Origin of the sequence: Aquella oligotrophica (genome assembly GCF_002892535.1) — a bacterium.
Lineage (GTDB): Bacteria > Pseudomonadota > Gammaproteobacteria > Burkholderiales > UBA11063 > Aquella > Aquella oligotrophica.
On the sequence record NZ_CP024847.1, the window covers coordinates 1,863,950 to 1,879,126 of the forward strand.

At 35.1% G+C, this 15,177-nt stretch carries 13 protein-coding genes; 7 read left to right on the forward strand and 6 right to left on the reverse strand.

The window, feature by feature from the left end; translation table 11 throughout:
* Positions 1–3: 3 nt before the first annotated feature.
* Genes rnr through CUN60_RS08600 form a run of 6 tightly spaced genes read right to left on the reverse strand, consistent with a single transcriptional unit; the run spans position 4 to position 6,221 of the window.
* Positions 4–2,112 (reverse strand): ribonuclease R, encoded by a 2,109-nt coding sequence (rnr, locus tag CUN60_RS08575; protein WP_102951641.1) that lies wholly within the window; start codon positions 2,110–2,112, stop codon positions 4–6.
* The gene (folD, locus tag CUN60_RS08580) at positions 2,105–2,980 is read right to left on the reverse strand and encodes a bifunctional methylenetetrahydrofolate dehydrogenase/methenyltetrahydrofolate cyclohydrolase FolD (RefSeq protein WP_102952463.1); all 876 of its coding nucleotides are present in this window, start codon (positions 2,978–2,980) and stop codon (positions 2,105–2,107) included. Before folD ends, rnr begins: the two co-directional genes overlap by 8 nt.
* A 19-nt stretch (positions 2,981–2,999) precedes the next feature.
* Complete coding sequence (locus tag CUN60_RS08585; RefSeq protein WP_102951642.1) at positions 3,000–3,434, reverse strand: DUF1841 family protein; 435 nt, start codon at positions 3,432–3,434, stop codon at positions 3,000–3,002.
* Between the two features lies 1 nt (position 3,435).
* The gene (locus CUN60_RS08590) at positions 3,436–4,446 is read right to left on the reverse strand and encodes a D-cysteine desulfhydrase family protein (protein ID WP_102951643.1); all 1,011 of its coding nucleotides are present in this window, start codon (positions 4,444–4,446) and stop codon (positions 3,436–3,438) included.
* A gap of 36 nt (positions 4,447–4,482) precedes the next feature.
* The gene (locus CUN60_RS08595; protein ID WP_102951644.1) at positions 4,483–5,154 is read right to left on the reverse strand and encodes an HdaA/DnaA family protein; all 672 of its coding nucleotides are present in this window, start codon (positions 5,152–5,154) and stop codon (positions 4,483–4,485) included.
* Positions 5,154–6,221, reverse strand: a complete 1,068-nt coding sequence (locus tag CUN60_RS08600) for an AI-2E family transporter (RefSeq protein ID WP_102951645.1) — start codon at positions 6,219–6,221, stop codon at positions 5,154–5,156. The genes CUN60_RS08595 and CUN60_RS08600 overlap by 1 nt, the downstream gene beginning before the upstream one ends.
* Positions 6,222–6,518: 297 nt before the next feature.
* On the opposite strand from CUN60_RS08600, the gene CUN60_RS08605 reads away from it, so the two are divergent.
* The 7 genes from CUN60_RS08605 to CUN60_RS08635 all read left to right on the forward strand — a co-directional run bounded on the left by CUN60_RS08605 (position 6,519) and on the right by CUN60_RS08635 (position 15,176).
* Positions 6,519–8,063, forward strand: coding sequence for a type I restriction-modification system subunit M (locus CUN60_RS08605; RefSeq protein WP_245866342.1), 1,545 nt, complete (start codon positions 6,519–6,521; stop codon positions 8,061–8,063).
* 72 nt (positions 8,064–8,135) lie between these two features.
* Positions 8,136–8,555, forward strand: a complete 420-nt coding sequence (locus CUN60_RS08610; protein ID WP_102951646.1) for an HI0074 family nucleotidyltransferase substrate-binding subunit — start codon at positions 8,136–8,138, stop codon at positions 8,553–8,555.
* Positions 8,548–10,005: a restriction endonuclease subunit S gene (locus CUN60_RS08615; protein ID WP_102951647.1), complete on the forward strand. Its 1,458-nt coding sequence runs from the start codon at positions 8,548–8,550 to the stop codon at positions 10,003–10,005. The genes CUN60_RS08610 and CUN60_RS08615 overlap by 8 nt, the downstream gene beginning before the upstream one ends.
* On the forward strand, positions 10,002–10,523 hold the full coding sequence (locus CUN60_RS08620) for a hypothetical protein (RefSeq protein ID WP_102951648.1): 522 nt from the start codon (positions 10,002–10,004) through the stop codon (positions 10,521–10,523). Before CUN60_RS08615 ends, CUN60_RS08620 begins: the two co-directional genes overlap by 4 nt.
* Positions 10,523–11,458, forward strand: coding sequence for a hypothetical protein (locus tag CUN60_RS08625; protein ID WP_102951649.1), 936 nt, complete (start codon positions 10,523–10,525; stop codon positions 11,456–11,458). The genes CUN60_RS08620 and CUN60_RS08625 overlap by 1 nt, the downstream gene beginning before the upstream one ends.
* Before the next feature lie 17 nt (positions 11,459–11,475).
* Complete coding sequence (locus CUN60_RS08630; protein WP_102951650.1) at positions 11,476–11,949, forward strand: hypothetical protein; 474 nt, start codon at positions 11,476–11,478, stop codon at positions 11,947–11,949.
* A gap of 110 nt (positions 11,950–12,059) precedes the next feature.
* Positions 12,060–15,176, forward strand: a complete 3,117-nt coding sequence (locus tag CUN60_RS08635; RefSeq protein ID WP_102951651.1) for a type I restriction endonuclease subunit R — start codon at positions 12,060–12,062, stop codon at positions 15,174–15,176.
* The last annotated feature ends 1 nt before the right edge of the window (position 15,177 follow it).

Below are 15,177 nucleotides of genomic sequence, written 5' to 3' on the forward strand. Positions count from 1 at the left end.
GAGTTACAGTTTATCCGGGGTATCCGTTAATTCTAGATCAATAAATAACTTATCCATATCGACATTGGCTATTGTCACTTCCAGTTCCTGACCAGCAGTATATTTAAAACCGCTATTTTTACCAACTAACCAATGTTTCTTTTCATCAAAGACAAAATAATCACCACCAAGTTCAGTAACATGAACCAGCCCATCAATCAGTAATTCCGGAATTGAAACAAATAACCCAAAGCTAACCACACTAGTAACAATACCGGGAAAGCTATCACCAACATGATTTTGGGCATATTTACATTTATAGTATGAATCTACCTTACGTTCCATTTCCTCTGCTCTACGCTCGCAAAATGAAGTTTCCTGCCCCATTTGTTCGGCTGACTCAAGATAAGCATAAGTTTTCTTATTGATAACTGCCTTACAGGCTCTATGCACCAGTAAATCTGGATAACGGCGAATTGGGGAAGTAAAATGTAAATAACGTTCATATGCCAGCCCAAAGTGTCCAATATTTTTGGGCGAATATTCAGCTAGCTGCATTGAACGTAAAATCGTCTGTTGAATAATTCCGGTATTTGGCAATGACTTAACCCGTTCAACCAGTCTTGCATAGTCTTTAGGCGTAACACTTTCCTGTGTAACATCAAAAGGAATCGCTACTGAATCAAGATAGGATTTTAGGGCACTAAATTTTTTCTCACTTGGCCTATCGTGGTTACGATAAATAGTTATATGTTCATGACTATTTAAAAATGCTGCAACCGAAACATTGGCAGCAAGCATACATTCTTCAATCAAACGATGTGAATCAAGTCGGTTACGTGGTTTTAAGCCAGTTACATTACCATCTTTATCAAATTCAAAATATGGCTCTGTACTATCAAAATCGATTGCGCCACGCTTTTGTCTAGCACGTAATAACGCTTTATAAACATTATAAAGACTAGTCAGACTATCTCTAATATCATGCGGAATCCGATCACGATCTTCAAGCCATTCCTGAACCATATTATAAGTCAGACGATAATGAGAATGGATTACTGCATTATCAACCGCATAATCCGTTATCTCACCTTCAGCACTAATATCCATATGACAAACCATTACTAGCCGATCAACATTTGGATTAAGTGAGCAAAGCCCATTGGAAAGTTTTTCGGGTAGCATCGGTACTACTCGACGTGGGAAATAGATTGAAGTACTTCGGGCATAAGCATCAATATCAAGAGCTGAATTATGTTTCACATAATGCGCAACATCAGCAATTGCTACCGATAAGGTGTAACTACCATCCGGGTTCGTTTCACAAAATACAGCATCATCAAAGTCGCGTGCATCTTCACCATCAATTGTCACAAATGGCAAGTGACGAATATCTTCACGCCCTTTGATGTCTTTTTCATTAATGCTATCTGGAATTTTCTCTACATATTTTAAAGCTTCTTCACTAAACTCAATCGGAGCACCAGATTCGATCAATACTCGATTGACAAAAACCTCATCATCTCCTGCATGCCCAAGATTAGCAGTAATATTTACCCGAAAATAAGCTTCTTTTATATTTGGATAGCTAACAATTACCACGCTATAGATACTATCAAGATCAGGGATCTGACTAGTTGTTTCAATAACTACCGGATAATTGCCTAGTTTATGATTATCACTGATAAGGTAGTACTTATCCTTATATTGTTCAACACGCCCAACCAAGTTAGTTAATTTATGCTTGATTATTTCTTTGACTTCGGCTAAAGGTCGCCCTTCTTTATCTGCACCACATGGCGCAACGGTTACTTCATCGCCATCGATAGCAAAATTTTCATGTCCCGGATGAATGAAATACATCTGTTTACTATGTGGATCAGTGGCTACCCCACCTCTAGCATCTTTATTTGCATGATAAACACACAACCGGTTTGGCTTGGCAAGTGTAACCAAATGATCAGTACTGATTTTTATTTCTTTAGCCGTGACCATTTTTTTTAGCAGTTTTTTAAACTCCTGCTCTTCTTTCTTATCTACCGCAAGATGATACATAAGTTCATGAATCGAAAGGCTTTTATGCTTTAGTAATACTACAACAATATCATGTGCTTCTGTTGTGTGTCTAGACATGTAGATTCTCTTTACTAGTATTTAATTTATAACAGCGCATGGTATTTTTTAATAACATCGCAATCGTCATTGGACCAACGCCACCGGGTACCGGAGTAATATATTTTACTTTGGGTAAAGCGTCATTAAAATTAACATCACCACATAATTTGCCATCATTAAGACGATTTATGCCAACATCAATTACTATTGCATCTGGCTTTAACCATTCTGCCTGAACAAAATTAGGATTACCAATTGCCGCAACCAAAATATCTGCCGAGGCAATAATTTCTTCAACATTACGAGTTTTACTATTACACATGGTAACAGTCGTACCCCGATTCATTAGTTCAAGAGCCATCGGACGCCCAACAATATTAGAAGTTCCCAGAATAACTGCATGCTTGCCGTGATAATTTACTTTTATATTATCCAGCATATACATCACTCCATGCGGCGTGCATGGACAAATATTTGGATCACGTAAGGCAAGCGACCCCATATTATAACGATGGAAACCATCAACATCTTTATTAGGTAGTATAGTATCGATAACTAACTTACTATCCAGATGGGCTGGCAATGGTAACTGAACCAGTATTCCATCAACCATAAAATCAGCATTAAGATCTTTTATTAAAGTACTTAATTCTTCTTGAGTCGTTGATTCTGGTAAAACAAATTCGAGTGATTTTATCCCGACCTTTTGACAAGCATTTTTTTTGTTTTTAACATATACTTGTGAAGCCGGATCATTTCCCACCAAAACTACGGCTAGACAAGGAGTTCGTAATTGATTAATCTGTAAATCTTCAACATCTTCACTAATTGCATCAAGAATCTGGCTAGAAAGTTCTTTTCCACTGATTATTTTACTTTGATACATTGCATCTACCATATTGCTTTTATTCCTTTCCAAGCTTTTTGCGTAAACATCCCAGATAAACTTCAGGATTTGGCTGCTGATTGCTATATTGTGCCTGCCAGATCATTTCAGCTAGACAATCCATTACTTCATGTTCGGCTTGATGTCTATCTTGATATTTTTCACACAGATCATGATATAACTCTTTAACACCAAATGGCTGATTGATTGAAAGCTGTTCATGAATTGAAACATGCATGCTTAAATGGAGAAATGGATTTGTTTCACCAGCTTCTGGCGACCAGTTAAATTCAAGATATTTCTCACGATCGGAGAGAATATTATTATACTCTGGATGTTCATAAACCACACTAAAGGCAATCTTTTCAAGTGGGGTCAAATTTTCCTGATTTGTTCCCTTGCGATAAACATCAAAGAAAAAATTACGCACATCCTGAACACTGGGATTAAACATATTAATGGCTACCGGAATAAAATTCTTTACGATAAGCATATAAGCCAGGAACACCACCAGTCATAAGATAAAGGATCTTTTGATTTCGGCGATATTTACCCATTTTTATACCACTGACTAACCCAGCGAAAGCCTTACCACCATAGACAGGGTCAAGAAATAAACCTTCTTTTTCAGCGACCAAACGAACCGTCTCAATCATTCGACGCGTAGGAATCCCATAACCATCACCAAGACAGCGATCATCAACTAGCACATCACTGCTACCAATTTTAGCTCTACTATCAAGTAGTTTTAAAGTATCTCGGGCTAGCTCTAGAGTATTATCAGCAGTTACACTATCATTATCAAGAACAGAATAGCCTTTAATATCTATATCTACATCAAGAGCCTTAAATCCTGCTAATAATCCAGCATGTGTGCCAGAACTACCATTTGGTAAAACCACATAATCAAAGCGTAAATCCATTTCTCGCATTTGATCTGCAATTTCATTAGCACAGCTAACATAACCCAATGAACCTAGTGCATCTGAAGCACCAAACGGGATAATATATGGCTTTTTGCCAGCATCACGGAGTTTATCTTCTAATCTTCTTACCGTTTTTAGCATATCAGCATCAGATGAAACGTTATAAGTTCTAACATCTAAAATTTTATCAAGTAGCACATTACCATTATACTGATAATCATCATCATAACGCCTAACTTTGCTTTTCAAAATTAGCTCACATCCAAAGCCCTGACTCAAAGCAACGGCTGCAGTTACCCGGGCTAGATTAGATTGTAGCGCTCCAGTCGCAATGATTACATTCGCTCCACGCGCTTTGGCTTCACCGATATGAAACTCGAGCTTGCGTAATTTATTACCACCTTCACCAATAAAATTTAGATCATCGCGTTTTACATATATTTGTGGACCACCCAGATAATCACTCAATCTAGTTAACGACTGAATTGGCGTAACCATCGGCAATAATTTAATACGATTAAAATCAGATAGTTTTTTCATTTTGCGTTCTCTTTTAAAATGAAAGTTGGTAATTGATTACTCGACCATACAACTTTTTAATAGTGGGATCGTAATATTTTTCTTTTCAACCAGAGCTATCTGGCTAACTTTATTTATCAGTGCGATTAATAAACCCAAATTTCGGGTATAGTTTTTTAGAAGATAATTTAATTCACCTTTACCAAATTTGATCCCCTCTCTTTTGGTATAAACCAATAATGCATTCATTAACTCTTCATCACTAAGGCTTTTTAGATTAAAGACCATACCCGAATAGATTCTGGTTTTTAAATCTTCCCTAAGATTAGCACTGGTTAAATTTTTGCAAGCACTAGTTAATAAATAATTATCAACATGATTTAAGCGAATATAATTGAAAATATCAAAAATTATAATCTGCCCATCTTCCGAAGCAAGATCAATATTATCAATGGCAATAAAACGATATAGCCCTGACTTTACAGCATCAAGAAAATCATTATCCAATTCACTGACATCAATATAAACTGAAGACTTACCCTTTGCTTCAGCCAAATTCGTCCATGCTTTTAATAAATGGGTTTTACCAGCCAGATGTGCACCATATATGTGGGTAAACTGGGTAGCAAAATTCTGTAACCCGCTAACAACAATCTCATTACCAGCAGCAATAAAATTTGAAAAATCAGGCTCCTGACTAAATAAATCAAGTAACTGCTGATCTGCCATCAATTAACGTCTTTATAATAATGCGTATTCTGGTAATACTGTTTGGCATGACGCAACAACACAACCGCTATTGTTGATAATGGCAATGCCAGTAAGACACCAACAATCCCAAATACCTTACCAAAAACCATTAACGCCATAATAATCATAACTGGATTTAATCCGATTCTGCCACCAACCATAAACGGAGTAACTAGGCCTCCCTCCAGCACATGCCCGATAGCAAAAACTATAAAAATTGCAAGTAAATTACCAGAACCAGAGAATTGCGACAGACCAATGGTAATTGCAAATAAAAGCCCAGAAAGAATACCTAAATAGGGAATAAATACTAGTAATCCTGTGATTATTCCGATAGCAGTACCCGATGGTAAACCAACAATATTTAAACCAATCGCATAATATGAAGCCATGATTACCATAACTAGCATTTGTCCACGCAAATATGCCGATAACATGCGATCGACATCATGAAATAGGCGGTGCATTGGCTCAGTAAATGATCTTGGAATTAAACCATCAAAGAACCTTACAATATTATTCCAATTTATGATGGAATAAAAAAGTGCAAATGGAATCAGAATTACATAAACGATAACCTCAATAACAATTATCCCATTGCGAGCGATATGTGAAACAAAATCAAGGTTATTGCTGATTTTGGTCTGATTAGCCATTACAAGTTGCTTTAAATCATCAAGATCAAGACTAATATGTGTACCAAACTGAGTATTTATCTTGGCTACTACATTAGTATTTATTACAGCAATTATCTGCGGTACATTATGTAATACCACCTTAAACTGGGATACCAGTACCGGAATCAGATATGCAGGAATCGCAATAAACAAAAATAACACTAGTAAAGCAAATAACAGCGCACTAAATTTGCGCCGCACCCTAAACTTACTCTCTAACTTGGAAACCACAGGGTCAAGAACATATGCAAGAATTAAAGCAACAATAAAAGGTATTAGCACCTTACCAATTATAACCATCATGGCAAATAAAAGAACAGTACCCAAAAGTAAGGAAAGAAGAGGCTTTAGTTTAATTTGCTGCTGCATATATTTAGTTTATCCAAAGAATTTAAATAGTCCTTATGGTCTTATATATTGAATAATAACTGAAGTTACGCACTGTTAAAACTTAATCAAACCTGTGCAACCCTAATTAATAAATATATAATGTATGTGCATATTATACTATAGTGTGCTATAAAATAGCGCTTAAAATGAGTGAGGTTTATAAGGTATTGCTTGCCAAATCAAGCTTGAATGAATTCAGCTAATCTATCTCGCCCTTGTATCGTTCTATCTGTCTTTGTTAATACTTCGCATCTAAAAATCAAGTATTTTAATAGTATGTTAAAATATAAGCTATATTTTAGCAATAAAGGTTTATTTGGAATTATGGCAACATTAAATCTGGGTTTTGAAAACCAGCTCTGGGAAATGGCGGATAAATTACGTGGTAACATTGAAGCATCAGAATATAAACATGTTGTATTAGGGCTAATTTTTTTAAAATACATATCAGACGCTTTTCAAGAAAAACATCAGCAACTAGTTGCAGAGGGCGCAGGATTTGAAGAAGAGCCTGACGAATATCTGGCAGAAAATATCTTTTTTGTACCCAATATCGCGCGTTGGAGTTATATTAAAGACAGTGCTAAGACTCCAACCATCGGCAAAATCATTGACGATGCAATGATAGAGATAGAAAAAACTAATGCAGCACTTAAAGGCGTCTTGCCTAAAAATTATGCCCGCCCAGAGTTAGACAAAACTAAGCTTGGTGAGTTAGTTGACTTATTTTCTTTTAAAATTGGCGATGCAGAATCCCGTGCTAAAGATGTTTTGGGGCGTGTATATGAATATTTCCTTAGTCACTTTGGCTCATCTGATGGTGAATTTTATACACCTCCATCAATCGTTAAACTTCTGGTAAATATGATTGAACCATACAAAGGACGAATTTATGACCCTTGCTGTGGTAGTGGCGGAATGTTTGTGCAAAGTCAAAAGTTTGTTGAAGAACATCAAGGTCGAAAGGATGATATTCATATTTACGGACAGGAATTTACTGCAACGACATGGCGTTTATGTAAGATGAATCTGGCTATTCGTGGAATTGATGGCAATCTTGGTGAACGAGATGCTGATACTTTTACTAATGACCAACATAAGAGTTTAAGAGCTGATTACATTCTGGCTAATCCCCCATTTAATATAAAAGATTGGGGTGGCAATAAACTCAAGGAAGATAGCCGCTGGAAATATGGCGTACCGCCTATAGGTAATGCAAACTATGCATGGATTCAACACATAATTTCAAAGTTATCTCCAAGTGGCATTGCTGGTTTTGTTATGGCAAATGGTACAATGTCTACTACTAGTAGTGGAGAAGATGAAATCCGCAAGAATATCATTGAAGCCGGGCTGGTAGATTGTATTGTTACAATGCCAACTAATCTATTTTATACGGTAACTATCCCGGTTTGTTTGTGGTTTGTTACTAAAAATAAGCAGCAGCCACGCAATCGTCAAGATCAAATCCTGTTTATTGATGCTCGTAAAATGGGTACTATGGTTACACGTAAGCACCGCGAATTATCAGATGATGAGATTAAACAAATTAGTGATACTTATCATAATTGGAAAAATGGCACCAACTATCAGGATATTACTGGTTTTTGTAAATCAGCTAACCTTGAAGAAGTCCGAAGTCATGAATATATTTTGACACCGGGACGTTATGTAGGGATTGAGGAAGCCGCCAAAGATAGCGAACCATTTGATGAAAAAATGACGCGTTTAACTGGTGAACTAGCCGAACTCTTTGCCAAGTCACATCATTTGGAGGAAGAGATCAGGAATCAACTGAAAAAAGTTGGTTATGAATTTTAAAATTAATCGATAAATACAAGCTGTATTCCCCGAATTCGAGGGAGTTATAAATTATTTAATAAAAGAGAAGAAATGTTAGATTTAACTAGCTTAAAAAAGTCGCTGGACAACCTTGAAAAGTTGATTATTGCAACCAATAATGTAGTTTTAACTCAAGGCTTGGATGCAACGCTACAAGAAGGATTAAAAGCTGGGGTTATACAGAATTTTGAAGTAACTTATGAATTATCTTGGAAGTTTATCAAGCGCTGGCTGGAACAAAATATCGGCAATAGTTATGTTGATGGGGTTAGTCGGCGTGAGCTTTTTCGCTTAGCGGCTGAATCATTATTAGTATCCGATGTTGATAAATGGATGAAATACCATAAAGGACGTAACGAGACATCACATACTTATGATGCCCTAACAGCTGAGGATGTTTATCAGCTAGCCATGGATTTTGTGCATGATGCTAAACAGTTACTTATGAATTTAGAAGAAAGAAATGATTGATATTACCCCTGCTGATCAGGAAATCGTAACAGCAATTTTAAAAAAGTACGTACCACATGCCGAAGTTCGAGTATTTGGTTCGCGGCATAAATGGACTGCAAAACCATACTCGGATCTTGATCTGGCAATAGTTGCTGATGCCAAGCTTGATAAACAGCTAATTTATGATTTGGAAGAAGCATTTGAAGAATCGGAGTTAAGTTTTCGGGTTGATGTGATTGATTGGTTTGCTATATCTGATGAATTTCGAGCGATAATAGAACAGGGTTATACGGTGATACAGGAAAAGACAAGGACATTGCCTGCTGGCTGGGTAGTGAAAAAGTTGGGTGATGTTATACAAATGACAACAGGTAAACTCAACGCAAATAAAGCAGAAGAACACGGAATTTATCCATTTTTCACATGTGCCCCTCAACCATATAAAATAAACAAATTTGCTTTTGATTGTGACGCTGTTCTACTAGCTGGAAATAATGCAAATGGTACATTTCACGTGAATAGGTATAATGGAAAATTTAATGCTTATCAAAGAACATATGTAATAACAGCTTTGGAATATTCAAGCATTGATTTTATTTATTATAAATTAAAGAATATTATTTCTGATTTTGTTGGAACATCTCAAGGGAGCGCAACTAAATTTTTAACTAAGCCATTAATAGAAAATACGATCATCGAGCTGCCTCCATTGGATAAGCAAAAAGAGATTGCCGCGATATTATCTAGCCTTGATGACAAAATAGAGCGAAACCAACAGATTAATAAAAAGCTGGAAGAAATGGCGCAAGCTATCTTCAAAGAATGGTTCATCGACTTCAACTTTCCTGATGAAAACGGCAATCCCTACCGCGATTCAGGCGGTGCTATGACTGATTCCGAACTCGGACTTATTCCCGCCTCTTGGTCAGTCGGCAAACTTGGTGAAGAATTTAATATAACAATGGGACAATCTCCTGTAGGTTCATCTTATAATGAGAGTAAAGAAGGTATGATTTTTTTTCAAGGTCGTACAGATTTTGGAACTAGATTTCCAAGCATTCGATTGTTTACAACGGAACCAAAGCGTATTGCTAAAAAATTTGATATTTTGTTGAGTGTTAGAGCTCCAGTTGGTGACATAAATATAGCATTACAAGATTGTTGTATTGGTCGTGGATTGGCAGCTATAAATGCTGAAAACAAATCTTATTGTTATTATAAACTGCAATTCTTACAACAACAATTTAATATCTATAATGGAACAGGTACCGTTTTTGGAGCAATAAATAAAGACCAATTACATGGTTTGAGTGTTGTAATAGCAGCCCAGAACGTAGTTAGAAATTTTGAGGATGTAGTCAGTAAAATTGATGAAAAAATATATCACAACCATCTGGAAATATTAAATTTACAGAACACACGTGATACACTTTTACCAAAGTTAATATCAGGCGAATTAATTTTATGAAAATCTTGAAAAAATTAATCCCAATTTTTGATGTTGGTATGTCACTTTATTTTTATATACTGATTTATTATGTAGCCAAAAATCCAACATTATATAATATAACATTTTGGATATTTATAACTGTAATTTTGTGGTTTTTAGATTTCTTATATCTTTCATTTTACCAAAAAGAATTGGAAAAAGAGAGTTTTGAAACTGTATCACAATTGCAAATAGCTGATTTAAATTACATCGGGACATATATTTCATACTTTATTATTGGTATAGGGATTGTTCCAAAAGACGGTTATCCTGATACATTATTTTACGTTATTCTTGGTCTGCTATTTATATTTTTATCTAGGACAAAAACGGTTGGTTTTAATATTTTTCATTTATTAAATGGTTGGCATTATTATAATGTAACAAATTCGGATAATTATACAATGACAGTTTTATTAAAAAGAAATGATTTACGAAAAGTTAAAAATCTAAAGCTACTACTTCTTCATAATAACATATTTATAGGCACTGTTTGATGCGTAAATTCTTAATAGCAAACATTTATCCAAATGATTTTTTAATCACAAAAGACGAACAGTTTATTGAAGATCTTAAATTTGGAAAACATGAAGTTGGCAATGATAACCAGTACATACACAAAGAGTTTACCCCTCATGAGTTTATTAATGATGAAGAGTCTGAAATATACTATATAGATTTAACTAATGAAGAAAGTTTACTCAAGCTATTTGATTTTAGTAAGTCCGTAAATTCATACACGCAGGTTAGAGAATTACAAATAGATAATATCAACTATGTGAGATTACACACTGAAAAATATATATTTTTTCAGAAAATAACAAAAAGAAATATTATTAGAAAATCATTCATCTCAGAGGTAATCTCTTTAAAAAGTGAAACTAAAACTGGTAAGGTTGATAGAGATGCTGATTTTACTTTAAGTAGCAAAGGACAAAAAATATTATCCTTTGCAGATGTATATGATTTTGTTTTTGAATTAAAAACAAAAAGAGTCTATTTTAAAAAACTTGAAAAAGTAACCAATATCTTTATTGGATTTAGTAAATTTTTTAGAGACGCTGTTGATGAAGATGTAGCTGTGTTAAAAAAATATAGATTAATAGACTTTGATTATAAATTTGATCAGGGTACAAAAGATTTTGATATACTTTGTGGAACAAGGAATGTTGGATCAATAGGTAAGTTAAATCTTAAAAATATTGTTATATTTTCAGATAATATTGAGAAATTTAATAAAATAAACATTAAAAAATTTCAAAAAATATTAGAAGAGTTTGAATTAGATCTAAAGATTTTAGATGCTAAAGTTCAAATTATGTCTAATAAAGACCTAACCTCATTTTTTAAAGTGCTATTCTCAAGATTTCACATTAATCTATTGACTGATGAAAAAATGGAAAATAAAGGTGCAAGACTTATTGGTAAATAATAAATAGGGAGAACGGAATGAAAGCTGTAACTATTTCACTATGTATAAGTTTATTTTTATTGGCATGCAGTACAACCCAAATCGTATCTCATCAACAAAGTTTTAATGCCGGTTATTATACTGCTTCAGCAAATTGTAAAAATATCAATAATGAGATATCACAACTGGAGTTTGATTCAGTCAAAATTGAATCAGTTCTTGCGCTTTCATTTGGTCGATTTGATGCTGCAAACCAAAATAAACTTAAGCAAAACAATGAATTATATAGTGATTATAATTCATATTTTGGAGATTGTCTATTGGGAGAAAAAGATCATCCATTTTGTGATAGAGCATATAATAATTACGTAAGCGGTTATCAAAAGCAAAAGAATTATATAGATAGCAATAGTTATGATTTAAATGCTTTTGAGAGTGGCTTTAATAGCTATAAATGCGAATTAAATCCCAATATTATTTTGAGGACAATGGCAGGTGCTAACCAAAGATAAAATAATTACGTGTCGAGAAAAACTGCAAATTTTCAATATGATAGCAAGAATGATAATAACATATTAACAAAAGTTTTTAGAAATTTCCTATAAAGTATAAAGAGTATTTGATGACAATATTTACTGAAACAGATTTAGAACAAGCTACCCTAGAATGGCTGGAAGAGCTGGGGGTTAACACGGCAAATGGTAGTGATTTAGCCCCAGAAGGCACATATCCAGAACGAAAATCGTATAGCGATATTGTTTTGCTTGATAGGCTGCGTGCTACATTGGTTACATTGAATCCACATTTACCAGCTGATAGTATCGATGATGCAATCCGTCAGATTACGACACCAGTTTCACCAAGTTTGATAGTTAATAATCAAGCTTTTCACAAACTAATCACTGATGGCATTGATGTTGCTATTCGTGAAGACTCTGGTACTATTCGCTATGATAAAGCAGCTCTATTTGATTTTAATAACCCACAAAATAATGACTGGTTGGCAGTAAATCAATTTACCGTAATTGAAGGCAAAAATGAGAAGCGTCCAGATATTATTATTTTTGTTAATGGCTTACCCTTAGTCGTTATCGAACTAAAAAGCTCTTCTAATGAATCGGTAGGAATCAGTGAGGCATATAACCAGCTGCAAACTTACAAGGAAACTATTCCATCTTTATTTCACTATAACTGCGCGCTAATTATTAGTGATGGCATAAATGCACGAATTGGTGCATTGACCGCCAGTTATGAACGGTTTATGTTGTGGCGAACTATTGATGGTATCGAAGTTGCTCCATTATCTATTCCACAGTTAGAGGTATTATTACGTGGAATTTTTACTAAAGAGATATTTTTAGACTTAATCAAAAATTTCATTTTATTTCAATCTGATGGTGATAACACCTATAAGATTCTGGCAGGCTATCATCAATTCCATGCAGTAAATAAAGCCCTCAAATCAACAATCAGTGCTGCAAGTATTGGTGGAGACCAGCGAGCTGGAGTAATTTGGCATACTCAAGGATCAGGTAAAAGTTTATCCATGGCTTTTTATGCAGGTAAATTAATTGCCAGCCGGGAATTAAAAAACCCTACCATTGTAGTAATTACTGATCGTAATGATTTAGATGATCAACTCTATGCTACTTTTGTTAAATCCAAAGATATTTTGCGGCAATCTCCAGAGCAGGCAAGTAATCGTGCTGAATTAAGGTGCTTATTAAATCGTGAATCAGGGGGAGTAATTTTTACCACCATTCATAAATTTAGCCCCACAGAGGATAACGATACTATGCCTATTTTGACTAATCGGCATAATGTTATCGTGATTGTAGATGAAGCACACCGCAGTCAGTATGGCTTCAGTGCTGAAATAACTAATGGAAAAAATCCAGCAGCAGTTAAATATGGTTATGCTAAATATATGCGTGACAGCCTGCCTAATGCTTCATATATCGGATTTACTGGTACACCAATAGAATTAAGCGATAAAAATACTCAGGCAGTATTTGGTGATTACATTGATATCTATGATATGACCAGAGCCGTTGAGGATGGAACTACTGTCAGAATTTATTATGAAAGTCGGATTGCTAAATTAGAGCTGCCTGACAAGGTAAAAGAATTACTTGATGAAGAATACGATGAAATAACTGAATATCAGGAACAAAGTCAAAGAGAACAATTAAAATCTAAATGGTCGCGCTTAGAAGCAATCGTTGGAGCTGAAAGCAGGATTAAACTTGTTGCTCGTGATTTAGTTGAGCATTGGGAAGAGCGTCAAGCTTCACAGGAATCAATCCCCGGTAAGGCAATGATTGTTGCAATGTCGCGCCGTATTGCTATTGCCCTATATAATGAGATTATCAGATTACGCCCTGATTGGCATAGCGATGATCTTAATAAGGGCGCTATAAAAGTTGTTATGACGGGTAGTTCAGCAGATGATCCAAGTTGGCAAAAGTATATTGGTACCAAACAAACTCGTGACACTATTGCAAACCGCATGAAAAATAATGATGATGAGCTTAAAATAGTTATAGTCCGTGACATGTGGTTGACAGGTTTTGATGTACCCAGCATGAATACAATCTACGTTGATAAGCCAATGAGCGGTCATAACCTGATGCAGGCTATTGCTCGGGTTAATCGGGTATTTAAGGACAAACAAGGTGGCTTAGTAGTTGATTATATTGGAATCGCTGAAAATTTAAAGCAAGCATTAAGTAATTATACTGAAAACGATCGCAACACAGCCGGAATTGATACTAGTGTCGCCAGTGATTTATTAATTGAAAAACTGGATTTAATTCATGAACTCTTGCATGGATGTGATTATAATGGATTTAGATCAGATAAAGCCACAGTAAGAATGCAATCTATCGTTGCAACGGTGGATTATGTTATTAGCTTACGTGATGAACGTAAGAAGGATTATCTAAAGTTGGTCACTGAATTGGCTAAAGCATTTTCTTTATGTGCGACAACTGATATTGCGGCTAAACATAACTTGGAGGTTGGTTTTCATAAAGCGGTCAAAGCCGGTATAATCAAAATGATTCCTGAAGCTGATAAGAAAAAGACTGGTGCACAACTTGATGCACAAATCAACCAGCTAATTTCCAAATCACTGGTTTCAAATGAAGTCGTTGATATTCTTGGTGCTGTCGGACTAGATAAGCAAAATATAGCAATTCTTTCTGATGAATTTCTTGAAGAAGTCCGCCGTATGCCGCATAAAAATCTGGCAGTTGAGCTTCTGAATAAATTACTAGCTGGAAAAGTAAAAAATATTGCCCGAAAAAACCTGATTCAATCAAAACGATTCTCCGAAAAGCTAGAATCCTCAATAAAAAAATACCAAAATCGTACTATTGAAACCACTCAGGTTATTCTTGAGTTAATTGAACTAGCTAAACAAATAAATGAGGGAATTAATAAAGGTAGTGAAACTGGTTTAACCGATGATGAAATAGCTTTCTATGATGCATTAGCTGATAATCAATCTGCTTCAGAAGTGCTTGGTGATGATACATTACGACAGATAGCTAAGGAGCTAACCCGAGCAATCAAGAATGAGATGAGTGTAGATTGGTGGATTCGTGAAAGTGTTCAAGCTAAAATGCGGCAAGTAGTTCGTAGATTATTGGCAAAATATGGCTATCCGCCGGATAAAAGTAGGCTTGCTGTTGAACAGGTCATGCAGCAAGCCCGTGCAATGTGTGAGGAGTTGTAAA